Here is a 17,649-nt window from a genome sequence, read left to right on the forward strand (position 1 = left end):
TGGACAGCCTCAATCCATAGTGCGAGCGCGGTGGCCGGCGACCGGCCCTTTACTTTCAAATCGCGGCCTCGATAGCCGCCGGCCGCGATCCATACCGTTTTTGAACGCTGATAGATTGTTACGCCTCGTGCACTTGCCCAAGCGCATGATTCCGCGAACTTTGGAGCCATTGCCGAGCCCGTTCCCGAGGATGCTGTCTCTATGTGACAAAGCTGCGTGGCCATATCAGGTCCCCTAATTCTGACGGTCCCGGCCTGCGATCCTCCGGCCCCCGCCCAAAATCACCGAATGAATGATAGGGCCGCTTCCGTTACGGTAATGTGTCGCCACCAGCGCGGTCAGGTATCTCCCGATGCAAAAGCCGCCGGCTTTCGGCAGGGACAGGTCTGGAGTGGCTAGGGACTAAATCCAGCTTAGGTCAACGAGCGGGCGGAGAGCCGGATCGACCGCCATTCAAACCTGATCAGGAGATCGGGCTGGAGATGATGGTGCGCAAAGGCGCACCTGTTCGATGCACAATGCGGCACCAGGATAAATTGGGGGGAATCGCTGACGCGCGCCGGCGACTGTCAGCTTATCCTGTCTATCAAGATTTGGCGTTGGCTTTCCGCCAAGCCTCGTACTCGTCGTTCGCGCTTGGGTGCAGTGGGTAGTAGCGTTGCAACGGCGCTCCCCCCATGAGCTTCATTCGTGAGAATTCCTCCCAATCGTGATGTTTCTGGGATTCTTCGATGACCTTCGGGGCCATTGCGACGGGCAGCACCACCACCCCGTCGTCATCGGCGACGATGATATCGCCGGGAATCACCGTGACACCGCCGCAGGCAATCGGAACGTTGACCGCATTGGGATAGATGCTGGTCTGCACATGATAATTTGGCGTCCAGCCGCGCAGCCAAAGAGGCAGGTCTAGCTTTTCGACATTGGGCCGGTCGCGCATGCACCCGTCGATGACGATGCCCGCGCCGCCTCTGCCCTTGAAATAGGTTGACATCATATCGCCGAAGACACCGGAGCTCATGTCGCCGCGCGCGTCGACGACGACCACGTCGCCCTCCTGCGCATGGTAGAGCACATGTCTGTGAAGTTGCGTCTCCGGATCGGCATATTCTCCCTCGGTGAAGAGGTCCGGTCGCTGCGGCATGAACTGCAATGTCAGTGCCGGCCCGACGATCGACTTCCCATGGTTCTGCGGCACCGGGCCGACCATGTGCGGATTGCGAAAGCCCATATGGCCAAGTGTGCCCGCGACCGTAGCGGCGCCGATCTCCCTTAGCGCGTCGATCAGGTCCTTGGGCGGCCGCGTGATATCGGGAGTATGCGTCATTTTCGGACTCCGGTTGAATTGAATTACCAGTTGGTGACAGAGCCGTCGCGGCGCTTGAGATGTGGCGCTTCCCAGAAACGGAAACTCTGCGCCTGGACCGCCGCTTCATTGACCTCGACGCCGAGCCCCGGCAGGTCGCTGACCGGATAATCGGTCCCGTCGAGCCTTGGCTGTACGGGGAAAAAGTCGGAATTGTCGAAACCCAGCTTCCTTTCGGGGATCCTGGTCTCTAGCCACGCGAAGTTGGGCACCGCGGCGGCGAGATGCACGGTTGCGGCCGTGCACACCGGGCCAAGGGGATTGTGCGGCATCAGGTCCACATAGTGCGCCTCGCTCCAGCCAGCGACTTTCATCGCCTCGGTGAGCCCGCCGACATTGCAGACATCGAGCCGGTTGAACTGGTGGATGCCGCGCTCGATGTAAGGCAGGAACTGCCACTTGCTGGCAAATTCCTCGCCGATGGCAAAGGGGATGTCGGTCATCGTACGAAGGGACTCGTACGCCTCTGGTGTCTCGGCCCGTATAGGCTCCTCGAGGAAATCAAGCACGCCGCGGCCGAGCTTGTTGCAGAAGCTCGCCGCCTCGGCCACCGACAACCGGTGATGATAATCGACGCCGAGCACCACCTCATCGCCCAGCGCCTCGCGCGCTTTGTTCAGCATGCTCGCCGTAGGGCCGATCGATTCACGCGGCTCGAAGACGTCCTTGCTGCTTTGTCCGATGGGGAAGAAGCGGATCGCCTGCCACCCCTGCGCGCGCAGTTCGCGGGCGCGTTCGATCGCAACATCGCCCTCGGCCTCGTCTCCGGTCGAGGCGAAGGTGGGCACGCGGTCGCGCTGCTTGCCGCCAAGCAGCTCGTAGACTGGCACCCCCAGCGCCTTGCCTTTGATGTCATGAAGGGCGATGTCGATGGCGGAAATCGCCGCCTGCAGGACCCGACCCCCTTCGAAGTACTGGCTGCGATAAACCTCCTGCCAGATACGCCCGATCTGCATCGGGTCGCGGCCGATGAGAAATTCGCGATAGTGCTCGACCGCGCCCGCCACGGCTTTCTCGCGGCCGCTCAAGCCGCTCTCGCCCCAGCCGAAGATACCCTGGCCGGTCTCGACCTTGACGAGCATCTGGTTGCGCGTTCCCACCCACACCGGGTAGGGCTTGATCGCGGTGATCTTCAGGTTCTTAGTCATCCACGCCCGCGTTCCACGCGCATCCCCTATCTCAGTCGACCTTGAGGGCCATTTCAGTTTCGCCGTCGAACAGATGCATCCGCTCCTGGTCGAACTCGAGCCAGATCCGCTCATCAGGTTTGACGGCGACGTTGGGCGACACGCTGATATTGACGATGGCGCCCGACAGGAATGCTTGCACGAAAGTGACGTCTCCGGTCGGCTCCACCGTATAGGCCTTGGCCGGAATGGCGCCGGGAACCGCGCTTTTGTGCAGCTTGATCGTCGAGTGCCGCGCTCCGAGCACGACCTTCTTGGTGGTCGCCCCCTCAACCTTGCGCGCGTTGAGTTGCGACAGCTCAAGCGTCCAGCCTTCCGCGCTGGTCAACGCGGTGCTGCCGTTCGCCGTTGAAGCCTCCAGCGGAATGAGGCTCATCGCCGGGCTGCCGATGAAGCTGGCGACGAACATGTTGACTGGATGGGCAAAGACCTGCGCCGGTGAATCGTATTGCTGCAGATAGCCGCCATTCATCACCGCCATCTTGTCGGCCATGGTCACGGCTTCGAGCTGGTCGTGCGTCACATAGATGATCGTTGCCTTGAGGTCCTGGTGGAAACGCTTGATCTCGGACCGCATCTGCACGCGCAGTTTGGCGTCGAGATTGGAGAGCGGCTCGTCCATGAGGAACACGGCGGGATCGCGGACGAGGGCACGGCCAAGGGCCACGCGCTGCTGCTGCCCGCCCGAAAGTTCCCGCGGTTTGCGCTCGAGCAGGTGCGTCATGTCGAGAACGCGCGCAGCTTCCCTGACCTTCTTGTCGATCTCGTCCCTGGAGAGTTTGCGCATCTGCAGCGGGAACGCCAGGTTCTTGTAGACCGATTTCTGCGGGTAGAGCGCGTAGTTCTGGAACACCATGGCGATGTCGCGGTCCTTGGGGTCGAGATCATTGACCACCCGGTCCCCGATGACGATGTCGCCCGATGTGATCGAGGTCAGCCCCGCGACGAGATTGAGCGTGGTTGTCTTGCCGCAGCCTGAAGGGCCGACCAGCGCAACGAACTCGCCGTCATTGACCGTCAGCGAAACATCGTTGACAGCTTTGAAGCCGCCATAGGTCTTGACGAGATCTTTGAGGACCACGTGGGCCATAGGCAACTCCCTAGAGCAGGATGCTGAAAAGCGTGAAGCGGCTTTCGGGCGGCATCATGCACTATCTCCTTGATTGAGAGCCGGATTCAGATTTCAGGTCGGTTCGACCTGAAATCATCCGGCTCTAGTGCTTGACCGCGCCTTCTGTAAGGGCGCGTACGAAGTATCGTTGCAGGACGAGGAACAGCACCACGACGGGCACGCTCATCATGAAGCTGGCCGCCATCAGGCCCGGAAAGTCCGTCGTGTTTTCCGAGAAGAAGCGCTGGATGCCGACCGGCAGCGTCAATTGCTCGTTCTTGGAAAGGAAGGTGTAGGCGTAGATGTATTCGTTCCAGGCGCCGATGAAGGAATAGATCGCTGTAGCGATGATCCCGGGCGTCGAGAGCGGCATCACGATCAGGATGAAGGCCTGGAACCGCGTTGCGCCATCGATGCGCGCCGCCTGCTCGAGCTGCACCGGGATGTTGTCGTAGAAGCCCTTGAGCAGCCAGATCGCCAGCGGCAGCCCGAACGTCAGATAGGTGAGAATGAGCGAGCCGTGGGTGTTCACCAGGCCGATAGCGCGCATCAGGATGAAGAGCGGCACGAGAAAGATCACCGCCGGGAACATGTTGCGCAGCAAAACGGCGAAGAACAGGAAGTTCCGCCCGGGGAAACTGAAGCGCGAAAAAGCATAGGCCGCGGGGACAGCCACGATCACGGAAAGGATTGTCGTGACGGTCGACACGAACAGGCTGTTCCAGAAGAAGCGGAGGAAGTCCTGGCCGACGCTGTTCTGCGGATCGAGCAATTTCTGATAGCTGGCGAGGGTCGGCTCGTCCGGCCACCATTGCGGCGGGAATTGCGTCGCCGCGAACCCGGATTTGATCGAGGTGATCAGCATCCAGATCATCGGCAACGCCGTATAAAGCAGCATGAAAACGAGGAAGATGCGCCCGGCCCAACGCCACCCGTCGACGCGCATACGGCGACGGGCCTGGCCTCGGGAGGCCGTCTCGGCAATCGCGCTCATGCACCGCCCTCCTTCCGCTCGTTGCCGCTCAGCGCACGCACATAGAAGTAGCCCAGCGTCATCAGGATGATGAACAGGAGCACCGAATAGGCCGATGCCACGCCCCAGCGCTGCCGGCCGAAGGCGAGTTCGTAAATGTGGGTGATCCAGATATGCGACGCGTTCGACGGCCCGCCGCCGGTCATGATCCAGGGGATGATGAAGGAATTGAAGTTGGCCACTGCCAGCAGCAGGATCGTCACCACCGAGACGTTGCGAAGATGCGGGAAGGTGACGTGCCAGAAACGCTGCCAGGCATTGGCTCCGTCAACTTTCGCGGCGAGCAGCAACTGCTCGGGAACTGTCTGCAGGCCCGCCATCATCATGATCATGGCGAACGGAAACTCGCGCCAGATGTTGACGACGATCAGCGAGGGGAGAACCGTGCTGACATTGTCGATGAAATTCGGCGGTCGGTCGGCCAATCCGAGGCCGACCAGCACTGCGCCGATGATGCCGAAATCCGAATGGTAGATCCACTTCCAGATATAGGAGGCGGCGACCGCGCTGATGACCCAGGGAATGATCAGGATAGCGCGCAGCACACCGCGGCCGATAAAGTCGCGGTGGAGCGCCAGCGCTGTGGCAAATCCCAGGACAAAGGAGATGAAGGTGGATCCGAATGTCCAGACCAGCGTGTTCCAGGTGACTTTCCAGAACACCTCGCTGGTGAGGATGGCCGTGTAGTTGTCGAAGCCGATGAAGGTCTTGTCACGGAGCTGCAGGCCGGGCGGCGTCTTATAAAACGACAGCTCGATCGTGTAGTAGATCGGATAGGCGATGACGATGAGCATCACGGCGATCGCGGGCAGCACGTACGCGTAGTCGGCGCGATGCTCCCAGATCCTCCGCAGCGCGTCGGACCTGCCGGGTTGCAATTTTCGGCGCGCGTCGGCCTTGTCGGTGACGATCGTCACGATGGTATGCCCTTGTTTCTTCGGAACGAACCGGCCGCACTGTCGGTGCAGCCGGTCAGGTCGTAGGTCAGGCGCGGACTAGAGCCCGCCCATCAGGTCTTTCACCTTCTTGGCCGCGTCGTCCGCCGCCTGGTCGACGGTCATCGCTCCGGTCAGGGCATTCTGCAACATGTCCGGGACGATGATGTTCATGATCTCCGGGGCCTGCGGCAGCGCTGGGAAGGGGATGCCGTATGGCAGCATCGAGGTCGTGACATCGAGGAATTTGATGTTGTCCAGACGTTCCTTCATCCATTTGGTCTTGAAGCCGTTCAGGTTGCCGGGATTCGATCCGGCATAGGCCATCTTCAGCGACCACTCAGGGCTCGTCCACATGCAGATGATAGCCTTCGCGGCCGGCTCGTCTACCTTGCCGCCTTCGACATATTCGGGCTTCAGGATGTGGATGTTCGAGCCGCCGAACACGACGGCGCGCTTGCCGTCGGGCCCAGCCGGTATCAGGCCGTAGCGCATGTTGTCGATGACGGTCTGCGCCTTGTCCTTGTCGGTGCCCGTCGCCTTCTTCTGCAGGTCGAGCATGACATTGTAGTCGGACGGGTGCGAGATCATCATGCCGAGTTGGCCGGCGACGAACAGGGGCTGGTTATCGGCCTGCTGGTTGGTGAGTGCCGAAACCGGAACCGACTTGTCGCGAACATACATGTCGTAGGAAGCTTGCAGCGCCGCCTTGCTCTGCGGGCTATCGAGCTCGACCTGCTCATAGGTCGGGTTTGCCGCCGCTTCGTCGAAGACGCCGCCGCCGTAAGCCCATAGCTGAGGCATGAAGCGATACGGCGTATTGCCGGCGTTCTTGCGAGCCACGAGGCCGTAGCCGGCAATGCCGAGCTTGTCGTGGATCTGCTTGGAATATTTGACGACGTCGTCCCAGGTTGCCGGTGGTTTTTCCGGATCGAGACCAGCGCGTTTGAAGATGTCGGCGTTCCAGATGAACGCCATCGTTTCGTTGTTGGTTGGAATGCCGTAGGTCACCCCGTCCCAGGTCACGGCCTTCATGGCGCCGGGCCAGAAGTCCTCGGTCGAATAGCCGACATCCTCGGGCTTGAGCGGCTGCAGATAGCCTTTTGAAGCGAATTCGGTCCCACCCAGGATTTGCAGGCGGACCGCCATCGGCGCGGCATTGCCCAGGAGCGCCGTGCGGAACTTGTCGAGAAGGTCGTTGTAGGTGAGGGCTTGTTCCTCGAGCTGGATGTTTGGATAGGTCTTGCGGAAGGTTTCGAAGAAATCCTTGTAGTACTGGCGCAGGAGGTCGGGGTCGCCCTCGAACACGCCCTGATACCAGAAGGTCAGTCGCCCCTTGTAGTCCAGTGGGGTGACCTTGGCACAATCGGCCGCCGTGTCGAAATCCTGTGTGCCCGCAATGGCGCGGACATATTCCGGCGACCATTTGCTGAGGTCGACCGGCGGCGCGCCCATCGCCGATGTGGACATCAGCGATGCCGCCAAAACGCTGACGACAGTGCCGCGCAGGACCGCACTGCCGAGTATAATCCTCGTCATAGGTATCCTCCCTGGTTCTCCCATGCCGCTTTGCGGCGAGGCAAAAGCGGTTTTTGCTCGTTTGATCGCAGGACGTCTTTGTATCTGTGTACCCGTTCGGGAGCCTTGTACGTTTTCAGATCATGAATTGCCTGTCAACGCGTTAGATCGTACATTGTTTATCCAAACTTTGCGTGTTAATCGGAAAGAGTGTGTATTAATCCAGGGGGAGCCGGCCTTGGCCGAACCAGACGATTTCAAAGCCAAGCCGCCGGTGGGGATTGACCCCATAGGGGCGTCCAGCGAGGGCGCCTCGCTTTATGAGCTGATCAGGGAAGACATCATCGAGGGACGGCTTGCCGCCAACGAACGGCTTGTGGTCACTGATCTCGCCCGGCGCCACGGCACCTCGACCAACCCCGTGCGCGAGGCTCTGCAGCTGTTGCGGGGCGAAGGCTTTGTCATCTTTCTTCCCAACCGCGGGGCGCGCGTCCGGCCTATCGATCAGGAGTTTGTCCGCGACATCTACGAGATCGGCGTTCTGATCGAGCCGGCCCTGACGCGGTGGTTTGTGAACATGGCCACCGGCGAGGACATCGCCGAACTCCAACGTCTCCAGGACCTGATTGAAGAGAACAACTTCGCCGATACATTCAGGCACAGCGAACTGGATACCGCCTTCCACACCGTGATGTACCAGCGGCATTACAACCGCCATGCCGCCGAGCTTTGGTGGAAGCATCGTGAAGTGCTGCGGGCCGTGAGCCGGCGTTTCAATTTCACGCTTGCCCGGCGTGCCGCGATCATTCGCGAGCACCGCGAACTCATCGCGCTGGTAAAGGCGGGAGACGCCGACAAGGCGGCCGAACTCGTTGCTCGCCATGTCGAGGGCTCCGGCCGGCACATCCTCGAACATATGCGTGCGCGCAACGCCGCTCGGGCCGGATAGAATGCCCGATCCGGAACATCGCTAGCCCGACGATCAGACAGAGGTAGCTGACATGAAAATTACGAGCATTCGGCCGTGGCTGATCAAGTCCGATGCGTCCTATTGGGGGGAGTACCTGTTCGTCGAAGTGACGACAGACGAGGGGGTGAGCGGCTGGGGAGAGATCACAACCACCACCAGGCTCGCCAACCGCGCGCTCTGCACGATCCTGCGGCAGATCGGCGTCGCCGTGACCGGCGAGGACCCGGCCCGGATCGAGCACCTCTGGCACAAGATTTTCCGCAGCTTCACCTATATGGGCAGCCGCGGCGCCGCGGTCGAATGCGTGAGCGCCATCGACATAGCTCTCTGGGACATCCGGGGCAAAGTTTTGGGCAAGCCGATCTACGAGCTGCTGGGCGGGCCGGTGCGCGATGAAATCGCGCTCTACACCCATCCCAACCAATCCAAATTTACCAGCAAGGAGGCGGTGGTCCGCGAAATTCGAGACATCGTCGAGTCCGGACACACCGCGCTCAAGTTTGATCCTTTCCCGCATCAGGGACGTGGCGCCGATGGCGTATCGCGCGAACAGCGGGACGGCTACCTCGATGGCAGCATGACCCGCAAGGACGAGCGCGAAGCGGCCGAACTCACGGCTCTGATCCGCGAAACGGCGGGCCCTGATGTCGATATCCTGATCGATGCGCACGGCCGTTTCGACGTTCCGACCGCCATTCGCCTCTGTCGAAGCCTCGAGGAAGCCGGCCAGATCGACTGGTTCGAGGAGCCTTGCCCGCCCGAGAGCCTCAACGCCCTCAAGCAGGTGCGTGAGAAGGTCAGCGCCGCCATCTCGTGGGGCGAGCGCGGCCACACCAAGTGGGACTTCGTGCCGGTGCTCGAAAACAAGCTCGCTGACTACATCATGCCTGACGTCACCTGGACCGGGGGCATTACCGAACTCAAGAAGATCTCTGCCCTGTGCGAAGCCTACTACGTCCCGGTCTCGCCGCATGACGCCGCGGGGCCGATCAACGTGGTTGCGGGGGCGCAGGTGATGATGACCGTTCCTAACTTCTACAAACTCGAGACGTCGGAGTGGAACCTGGGCAAATACGATCGTCTCATCGACGCACCGCTCGACGTTTCGAACGGCAGCCTCAAACTGACGTCGAAGCCTGGGCTCGGTGTCGAGATGAACCGCGAGTACCTGCAAGCCCATGAGATCGAGCTGAGTTAGCAACGCTCGATGCCGGCCCGCGTCGGGGGCGACAAACCCAACCAGAACGAGGACGAGTGATGCCCAAGACCGGTGGAGCCGACGAATCCCTTGATCGGGTCAACACGAACTCCAAACCATCCGACCTTCGCATCACGGACATGCGGGTGGCCGAGATCGTCGGCGCACCGTTCACCACGGCGCTGCTCAAGATCTACACCAACCAGGGCATCGTCGGGCTTGGCGAGGTGCGTGACGGGGCCAGCGCCACCTACGCGCTGATGCTGAAAAGCCGGCTGCTTGGCGAGAACCCTTGCGATATCGATCGTTTGTTCCGCCGCATCAAGCAGTTCGGCGGTCACGGCCGGCAAGGCGGCGGCGTGTCGGCGGTCGAGATCGCGCTGTGGGATCTCGCCGGCAAGGCCTATGGCGTCCCCGTCTACCAGATGCTTGGCGGCAAGTTTCGCGATCGGGTGCGCGTCTACTGCGATACCGATGCCGAGAAACCGAGCGGCACCGAAACCGGAAAACGCCTCAAGGAGCGCATGGACCGCGGCTTCACCTTCCTCAAGATGGACCTTGGCCTGATGCAGATCGCCCATGTCCCGGGTGCGGTGGCCGCTCCCGCCGGCGCGCTCGAAGGGTTTTACGCCAACCCGCGCGGCCGCGGCGGATCCCTCGGGGAGCGCAAGGCGCGCAATCTCGCCTACGATGCGCAGAACGTGCCGCACCCGTTCACGGGCCTGCATTTCACCGAAAAGGGGATCGACCTGCTCGAGCAGTATATCCACGAGGTCCGCGAAGTGATCGGATACGAGATCCCGCTCGCCATCGACCATGTCGGTCACATCTCGCTGCAGGACGGCATACGCCTGTCGCGCCGTATCGAGAAATACGTTCCTGCCTGGCTCGAGGACGTGATTCCCTGGCAATACACCGAGCAGTATCGTCAACTGCAGCAGGCCACCTCGGTGCCGATCTGCACCGGCGAGGACATCTACCTCAAGGAGGCCTTCGAACCCCTGCTCAAGAGCGGCGGTCTCTCCGTCATCCACCCGGACCTGCTCACCAGCGGGGGCATCCTCGAGACCAAGAAGATCGGCGACATGGCGCAGGACCACGGGGTCGCCATGGCCATCCATATGGCCGAAAGCCCGATCGCGGCGATGGCCGCCGCACATGTCGCGACCGCGTCCGAGAACTTCATGGCGCTCGAATACCACTCCGCCGATGTCGACTGGTGGGACGATATCGTCACCGGCCTGCCCAAGCCGCTCGTGAAGGGCGGGTTCATCACTGTTCCGGACAAGCCGGGTCTGGGGATCGACGACGTCGTCGACGAGGTGATCTCGCAGCATCTGCAGCCGGGTGTCGCCGGCATCTGGCAATCCACCGAGCATTGGGACAATGAATACAGCTGGGACCGGACCTGGAGTTAGCCCAGACCCCCAGCCCTCATTCCTCAAGTTCACGGGCCAACGACCGACCATTCGTGTCGACCTCTCCGAGGCGAGAGGCGAAGAAAGAAACGGACGAAACCATGATCTACGAACTGCGTATCTATGACTGCCTGCCGGGCAGGCTGCCGGCCTTGCTCAAGCGCTTTTCCGACCAAACGCTGGCCATCTGGGAGAGGCATGGCATCCGCCAAGCCGGGTTTTTCACCACGGTGATCGGCGAAAACAGCAATCGCCTTACCTATTTCCTCGCTTGGGAATCGTTGGCCGAGCGTGAAGCGAAATGGGCGGCTTTTCTCACCGATCCGGCATGGCACAGGGCCCGGGACGAGTCTGAGCGTGACGGGCAGATCGTTGCCAATATCGGCAGCCAGCTGCTCACGCCGACAGCTTTCTCGTCTGTGAAATAGGACTGCGCCATGAAGATCACCGACCTGCGCTGCGCCGTCATCGGCAAGCACCCGATCGTCCGCATCGTGACCGACGAGGGCCTGCATGGCCTTGGCGAGGTCGAGTTCACCAAGACCTACCTCAAGCCCTTTGTGCTGCATTTTCGCGAGGCGCTGATCGGCGAGGATCCGACCGACGTCGAGCGGGTGATGCTGAAGATCCGCCAGCGAGGTTCGTTCAAGCCCTATGGCGCCGCCGTCTCCGCGATCGAGCATGCGCTGTGGGACATTGCCGGCAAGGCCGCTGGCGTGCCGGCCTACAAACTGCTCGGCGGCAAGGTTCGCGACAAGGTGCGCGTCTATAACGGCTCGATCCGCCGGAAACGCGCGGGCGATCGCCCGGAGGATTATGCGGCCGACGTCAAATGGATGATGGAGCAGCCGCAGAACTTCTTCATGGTCAAGCAAGGAATCTCGTTCCACTCGAACATGAAGGACAGCATCGAGGACTTCCATTATGGCGTGACGCAGAAGAAGGCCGGCTATCACGGTGCCATGGATCAGGGCGTGATCAGCGAGCGCGGTTTCAACCACATGCTCGACTGCGTGATCGCCATGAAGGAAGTGCTGGGTGACAAGGTCAGCCTGGCGCTCGACTGCGGCCCGGGCTGGATGCTGCCCGATGCGATCAAGTTCGCTCGCGCGGTGGAGAAGTACAATTTGATGTGGCTCGAGGACATGCTGACCGGCGACTACGTGCCGTGGGTCAATCCGCAGGCCTATCGGGAGCTGACCACCTCCACCTCGACGCCAATCCATACCGGCGAGCAGATTTACCTGCGGCATAATTTCAAGGAGCTGATCGAGACGCAGGCGGTGCGCGTCATCGGCCCCGATCCTGCCGATATTGGTGGTATCGCCGAGCTCAAATGGGTCGCCGAGCACGCCTACATGCACTCGATCCTGATGGCGCCGCATGGCACCGCGAACGGCCTGCTGGGCCTCGGCGCCCTGATCAATGTTTGCGCCACCTTGCCCGCCAACTACATCGCCTTCGAATATCCCAGCGCCTCCGACCCCTGGTGGGAGGATCTCGTGATCGGCCTGCCGTCGCAAATCGTGAAGGACAGCATGGTGGACCTGCTGGAAGCGCCGGGCCTGGGCCTTGATATCGACGCCGAAGCAGCCAGGAAGTATCTCAGGGAAGAGGATACCGGCTTCTTCGATTGAATCCCTCTTCTTTCACCACCGGAACCATGCCGACCGCGCCGCCTGCATTCTCATCGGTATCCGTCGTCAGACGCCTGTTGATGTGATCCACGGCTTGGGTCAAAGTTGGTTGGTCTGAACTGGACCGTCAGAGGCGGTGGCGTTGAAGTGGACCGGCAAAAATATCGTTGTCTGCTGCGATGGAACGGGAAACCAGATCGAGCGCAATCTCTCGAATGTCTTGAAGTTGTTCCGCATCCTGAAGAAGAATGAGGAGCAGCGCGTCTATTATGACGCCGGCATAGGAACCATCGGTGCCAGCGACGCCTGGACGCGATGGCGCCAGAACGCGAAATCCGTGTTCGAACTCGCAACTGGATATGGTCTCGACGCCGAAATCGCCGGCGCCTACGCCTTCATCTGCAGGCACTACGTCGAAGGGGACGCAATCTTCCTCTTTGGCTTCAGCCGGGGAGCCTACACAGCCCGCGCCGTTGCGGGCTTGATCCACATGATCGGCCTGCTGCATCCGGACCAACTCAACATCGTCGAGTATGCCGTAAGCTCTTACAAGCAAGCCAGCGACGAGCACGACCTTAGCGTTGCCTGGCATTTCTCCAAGGTTTCAGGAGCCCGGGACGCTCGCATCAAGTTTCTTGGTGTCTGGGACACGGTGGCGTCGATCATCGTACCGCGAAGCGACCGATTTCTGCCACAGCTTCTGACACTGCCGCATACGAGGACCAACCCGAGCGTCGAAGTTTTTCGGCATGCAATCGCGATCGACGAGCATCGCCGCATGTTCCGGCTGAACCGGTGGGTCGAGCCGCAGCCATTCGTCGAGAATCCTTTCGACAAAAGTGCGCCGGCAAAAGAGCAGGATATCAGGCAAGTCTGGTTCGCCGGATCTCATTCGGATATCGGCGGTGGCTATCCTGAAGAGGAGAGCGCCATATCCAAATTCCCGCTCGACTGGATGATGGATCAGGCCAAAGCATCTGGATTGCAGACCAATTCCCGCATGCTGGAGCGGCTTGTCTTCGGGGAAGGGAAGGGCGAGGGGACGATGACGTTCGTCAGCCCCGACCCGCTGGGAACTGTGCATGATTCAATGGCTGTGGGCTGGAAACCGCTCGAGTGGATCCCAAAATCGGTCAAATGGCGTGAATGGGAGCGAAAATCGGTTCTCGGCTTCTACCTACCGCAAGCCGAGCCTCGCATGATCGAGCGACAGGAACGACGGCCGCTGATCCATCAGTCGGTTCTGGATCGGAAGGCGGCGATCCCGACATATAAGCCTGAGAATTTTCCGACGGCATTCAATGTTGAACCCTATGGTGACCTCATGAAGGACCACCTGGCCAACGAAGTCGGCGGTTAGCGCTGGCTCCGAGCGGGCCGTGAAGCCGGAGGAGAAATTTCGGGTGGGCGCGGCGCGATTTCATCAGTCAACGCGTAAAACGCGCTTTTCGTCGGGTCATGGAACTCTGCTGCTTTCAACGCCGGTTCAACGAGACGGCAATGATGATGATAGCGCCCTTGATCACCTCCTGGATGCTGGTCGAAAGACCGAGCACGAGAAGACCGAATCCGAGTATCCCTATGAAGATTGCGCCGACGACAGAACCGACGATCGATCCATAGCCGCCGAAGAGACTTGTCCCGCCTATGATCACGGCCGCGATGACGTCGAGTTCGAGACCCGCTCCCAGGCTGGGATTGCCGGCGGTGGAGCGGGCCGCGAGCATCATGCCTGCAAGGGATGCCATCATGCCGGACAGCACAAAGGCGAAGATCTTGACGCTGTCCGTCCTCACCCCGGAAAAACGGGCGGCTACAGGATTTCCACCGGTCGCATAGACACGCCTGCCGAAGGGCATTTGATGCAGAAGATAATAGCCGACGGCGGTTAGGACGATCGTCCACCAGATTGGCGCCTGCACGCCCAGAAAACTGCCGTTCCAGAACAGGTTCGAGAAATCATCATCGACGATAGACACTGGCCGGGTGCCGGTGATCGTCAGCGCCAGTCCGGAAAAGATCGACAGCATGCCAAGGGTCACAAGAAACGATGGAATGCGTATCTTCGTAACAAGGATGCCCGAGGTGGCCCCGATCGCTGCGCCGGCGGCCAGCACCAGAAGAGCTGCCACATAGGTGGGAACATCCTGGCCGAGCAGCAGCGCTCCGATCATCCCTGAAAAACTTGCAACCGATCCTACCGACAGGTCGATTTCGCCGCAGATGATGACGAATGTCATGCCGATCGCCATTGCCGAAACGATGGCTGTGATGCGCAGAACCGCGCTTGCGGTCGAGACAGACGCGAAATGAGGAGCAAACAGGACGAAGTAGAGGGTTATCGCCAGGAAGATCACATAGGTGATGTGATCGCGGAAAAAATTCATCGCATTTGCGTGCGAGGGCATAGGGGACGGTTTCATGCTGCAACTCCCTGGGCGCGCGCACTGGCTTGTCTGGCCACCTCGGCCTGCAGCAACGCGCGAAGTTTTGTCTCGTCGTCCGCGCGATCGATGCTGCGCGTAATCCGCCCTTGCGCCATCACCAGAATGCGATCGGACAAATCCAGGAGTTCTTCGAGTTCCGAAGAAATGAGCAGCACGGCGACGCCTTCGCCGGCCGTGCGGCGCACAAGCTCGCGCATATCGCGCTTGGCATTGATGTCGACGCCGGAGGTTGGTTCGTCGAGGATCAACAGCTTCGGCTTCATGGCCAGCCATTTGGCGAAGACGATCTTCTGCTGATTGCCGCCCGAAAGCTCCTGAGCTTTCTGTAAGGGACCGCGGCACAGGATACTGAGATCGTCCCGGTATTGTCTGAACAGAGCCGTTATCCGGGCCTTCGCCATCGGCCCGAACGGACCCGCCAGCGAGAAATCGGAAAGGCGCGGAAGGGCGAGGTTCTCCTCGATCGAGCGACCACCCACAAGACCTTCGAGCCGACGGTCTTCGGGAACAAGCGCGATACCGGCAGCGATGGCCCTGCTGACACTGCCCGGCTGGACGGGGTCGTTCCCGACGGCGATATCGCCGGTTACATCCGGAAGAACGCCGAACAAGGCCTTGCCTAGGGTCGATCGGCCACTGCCGACAAGCCCGGCAAGGCCGACGATCTCGCCCGGGCCGATCGAGAACGACACGCCGGACAGTTTGCGCGAGGTGGCAAGGTCACGGACCTCAAGAGCCGGCGTCCCGGCGGGCGTTGCCGGTTTACGATTTGCTGGCGCGGCTGCGGCAGGGGAAGGTGTTTCGACCTTGGGCCGGGACATCAACGCCGCGATATCCTCGATGGACGTCTTCTTCGGATCGAGCGGACCGACCAGTCGTCCATCCTTGATGATCGAGATGCGATCCGAAAGCTGCAGCACATCGGCCATGCGATGGCTGATGTAGACGATACCGATTCCGTTCTGCTTGAGCTGACCGATTGTCCGAAAGAGCGTTTCCTCCTCATGGATGGTCAGGGACGAAGTCGGCTCGTCCATTACGAGCAGCTTGGCGCCCCGCGAGATCGCTTTGAGAATCTCGACCATCTGGCGCTGGGCGAACGCCAGGTCGCCCACACGTGCCGAAGCATCGAGCGAGAAGGCATATCGCTCGATCAGAGCCCGGGCCTCGCGCAGCATTTTTCTGGCATCGACGCGTCGGCCGAAGGCGAGCGGCTCGCGAAGGATAAACAGGTTTTCGGCAACCGAACGGTTCGGCAAGACGCTCAGCTCCTGGAAGATCATTGCGATTCCGCGATCGATCCTCTCTCGAAGCGACAGGGCGGTGACATCCTCGCCGTCGAACAGAATCCGGCCTTCGTCCGTCCGATACGCGCCCATGAGGATCTTCATGAGCGTCGACTTGCCCGCACCGTTTTCGCCGAGCAGTGCATGCGTTTCGCCGGCCTTGACCTCGAACGAAATGTCCGACAGCACGCGGTTCGCGCCAAACGACTTGCCGATGCGTTGCATCGTTACGATAGGGCGCTGGGACGTTGAAGTTTTCGCTTCGGCCATGACGATTTCTCGATCGCTGGGGGAGTGCCGGCGGACTGCTGCGGCCCGCCGGCGAAAGAAGAAGCTAGAAGCACTCGCCGTTGCAGATTTTCACCACCGAAGCCGGCGCATCTTCCTTGGTGACCTGCTTGAGCGCACTGAGAAGGTCGAGCTTCTTGACGCGCAATGTCGGTACCGAAATGTACGGCGGGACGTCATGTCCAAGCAGAGCAAGCGCGGCCGCCTTGGCCTCCGCGACGCCCTGGTCGTAGGGACGTTGCGCACCCACGGCCAGAAACTCGCCACGCGCAACGTTCAGCGCGCTGTCCGCGGCAATGTCATTCGTGGTGATGACGATGTCGCGGCCGAGTGTCTTGGCCGCGGCCACGACCTGCTGCGCAGGCGTGTCCCAGGCAACGAAAATGCCCTTCATGTCGGGATGCGCCGTCAACATGGCGGTGGCGACCTCGTAGGCCTTCTCAGGCGCGGTGAAGGTACCGACGTCCGCGACCTTGATGTCGGGGTGTTCGCCGAATGCCTTGAGTGCGCCGACCTTGCGGGCCGCGACAGAGTAGTAATAGTCATAGACCAGCGTGATGATGCCGACCTCGCCCTTGCCGCCAATGGCCCCGACAAGTTCCTGCGCGGCGAAATAGGCGTTCTTCTCATTGTCGGAGGCGACAACGGACACATAATCCTTGCCCGGCGCCATATCGACCGGAACGTTGTCCATGAAAACCAGCTTGATGCCGGCTGTCGCCGCCTTCTTGTAGGCTTCGGATTCGGACTTCGGATCGATCGGGATCGAGAAGATCACATCCGGCTTGCGTGCGATCATCTGCTCGAGATCGCTGATCTGCTGGCCGGGCTGGAACTTGGCGTCGGTGGTTCCGACCACCTCGATGCCAAGGTCCTTGAGCGTGTTCGAGATTCCGGCCACCTGCAATTGAGGCCAGCCAGCATCCATGGTGTGCATCACCAACCCGGCGGTGAACTTTCCAGCCTTCAGCTTTGCAAGGTCGGCATCGGAGAATTTCAGCACGTCTGGCGACACCGCCGGTGGACCGTCCGGGAAGCCCGGAACGGGTTGGCCTCTCGGCGATAGGGGCAACGGCTCAAGCAACGCCTTTGCTTCCGGTGGAATGGTGTCGTCGGCGATCGCCGAAGATGCGGCCAATCCCGACAATGCCACGGCCAAAGCCGCCGCCATGAATCCACGATAGTGCATTTTATTCCTCCCGATGAGATGAAACGGCCATTTTGGCCGGGTAGCGACCTGGCTGGTCGTACTGGC

The 17,649-nt window shown here is 60.8% G+C and carries 15 protein-coding genes; 6 read left to right on the top strand and 9 right to left on the bottom strand.

What is annotated here, in order from left to right; all coding sequences use genetic code 11:
* Window positions 1–586: 586 nt before the first annotated feature.
* The 6 genes from LB551_RS20970 to LB551_RS20995 all read right to left on the bottom strand — a co-directional run bounded on the left by LB551_RS20970 (window position 587) and on the right by LB551_RS20995 (window position 7,171).
* On the bottom strand, window positions 587–1,327 hold the full coding sequence (locus LB551_RS20970; RefSeq protein WP_224660328.1) for a ribonuclease activity regulator RraA: 741 nt from the start codon (window positions 1,325–1,327) through the stop codon (window positions 587–589).
* Between the two features lie 23 nt (window positions 1,328–1,350).
* A complete protein-coding gene (locus LB551_RS20975) occupies window positions 1,351–2,514 on the bottom strand; it encodes a mandelate racemase/muconate lactonizing enzyme family protein (RefSeq protein WP_224660329.1) in 1,164 nt (387 codons plus the stop codon).
* A 31-nt stretch (window positions 2,515–2,545) separates the two neighbouring features.
* Window positions 2,546–3,643 carry an ABC transporter ATP-binding protein gene (locus LB551_RS20980; protein ID WP_140552730.1) on the bottom strand — a complete coding sequence of 366 codons (1,098 nt, stop codon included), beginning with the start codon at window positions 3,641–3,643 and terminating at the stop codon, window positions 2,546–2,548.
* A gap of 124 nt (window positions 3,644–3,767) precedes the next feature.
* A complete protein-coding gene (locus LB551_RS20985) occupies window positions 3,768–4,658 on the bottom strand; it encodes a carbohydrate ABC transporter permease (protein WP_140552729.1) in 891 nt (296 codons plus the stop codon).
* Window positions 4,655–5,614 carry a carbohydrate ABC transporter permease gene (locus LB551_RS20990; RefSeq protein ID WP_224660330.1) on the bottom strand — a complete coding sequence of 320 codons (960 nt, stop codon included), beginning with the start codon at window positions 5,612–5,614 and terminating at the stop codon, window positions 4,655–4,657. Before LB551_RS20990 ends, LB551_RS20985 begins: the two co-directional genes overlap by 4 nt.
* A gap of 78 nt (window positions 5,615–5,692) precedes the next feature.
* The gene (locus LB551_RS20995) at window positions 5,693–7,171 is read right to left on the bottom strand and encodes an ABC transporter substrate-binding protein (protein ID WP_224660331.1); all 1,479 of its coding nucleotides are present in this window, start codon (window positions 7,169–7,171) and stop codon (window positions 5,693–5,695) included.
* A gap of 217 nt (window positions 7,172–7,388) precedes the next feature.
* Between LB551_RS20995 and LB551_RS21000 the strand changes: the two genes are divergently transcribed.
* From LB551_RS21000 to LB551_RS21025, 6 genes are all read left to right on the top strand, one after another.
* The gene (locus tag LB551_RS21000) at window positions 7,389–8,099 is read left to right on the top strand and encodes a GntR family transcriptional regulator (protein WP_140552726.1); all 711 of its coding nucleotides are present in this window, start codon (window positions 7,389–7,391) and stop codon (window positions 8,097–8,099) included.
* A gap of 52 nt (window positions 8,100–8,151) precedes the next feature.
* Window positions 8,152–9,318, top strand: a complete 1,167-nt coding sequence (locus LB551_RS21005) for a mandelate racemase/muconate lactonizing enzyme family protein (protein WP_224660332.1) — start codon at window positions 8,152–8,154, stop codon at window positions 9,316–9,318.
* 59 nt (window positions 9,319–9,377) lie between these two features.
* Complete coding sequence (locus LB551_RS21010; protein WP_224660333.1) at window positions 9,378–10,736, top strand: mandelate racemase/muconate lactonizing enzyme family protein; 1,359 nt, start codon at window positions 9,378–9,380, stop codon at window positions 10,734–10,736.
* 101 nt (window positions 10,737–10,837) lie between these two features.
* The gene (locus LB551_RS21015) at window positions 10,838–11,164 is read left to right on the top strand and encodes an NIPSNAP family protein (protein ID WP_224660334.1); all 327 of its coding nucleotides are present in this window, start codon (window positions 10,838–10,840) and stop codon (window positions 11,162–11,164) included.
* Window positions 11,165–11,173: 9 nt separating this feature from the next.
* Window positions 11,174–12,373 (top strand): mandelate racemase/muconate lactonizing enzyme family protein, encoded by a 1,200-nt coding sequence (locus tag LB551_RS21020; protein ID WP_140639876.1) that lies wholly within the window; start codon window positions 11,174–11,176, stop codon window positions 12,371–12,373.
* 136 nt (window positions 12,374–12,509) lie between these two features.
* Entirely contained in the window at window positions 12,510–13,733 is a 1,224-nt protein-coding gene (locus tag LB551_RS21025; protein ID WP_318012743.1) for a DUF2235 domain-containing protein, read from the top strand.
* A 115-nt stretch (window positions 13,734–13,848) separates the two neighbouring features.
* On the opposite strand, the gene LB551_RS21030 is transcribed toward LB551_RS21025, so the two are convergent.
* The 3 genes from LB551_RS21030 to LB551_RS21040 form a co-directional block, all read right to left on the bottom strand.
* Window positions 13,849–14,796 (bottom strand): ABC transporter permease, encoded by a 948-nt coding sequence (locus LB551_RS21030; protein WP_181172600.1) that lies wholly within the window; start codon window positions 14,794–14,796, stop codon window positions 13,849–13,851.
* Entirely contained in the window at window positions 14,793–16,376 is a 1,584-nt protein-coding gene (locus LB551_RS21035; RefSeq protein WP_224660336.1) for a sugar ABC transporter ATP-binding protein, read from the bottom strand. The genes LB551_RS21030 and LB551_RS21035 overlap by 4 nt, the downstream gene beginning before the upstream one ends.
* 64 nt (window positions 16,377–16,440) lie before the next feature.
* Entirely contained in the window at window positions 16,441–17,583 is a 1,143-nt protein-coding gene (locus LB551_RS21040; protein ID WP_224660337.1) for a substrate-binding domain-containing protein, read from the bottom strand.
* Window positions 17,584–17,649: the final 66 nt, after the last annotated feature.

This window comes from Mesorhizobium sp. BR1-1-2, assembly GCF_020165435.1.
Taxonomy (GTDB): domain Bacteria; phylum Pseudomonadota; class Alphaproteobacteria; order Rhizobiales; family Rhizobiaceae; genus Mesorhizobium.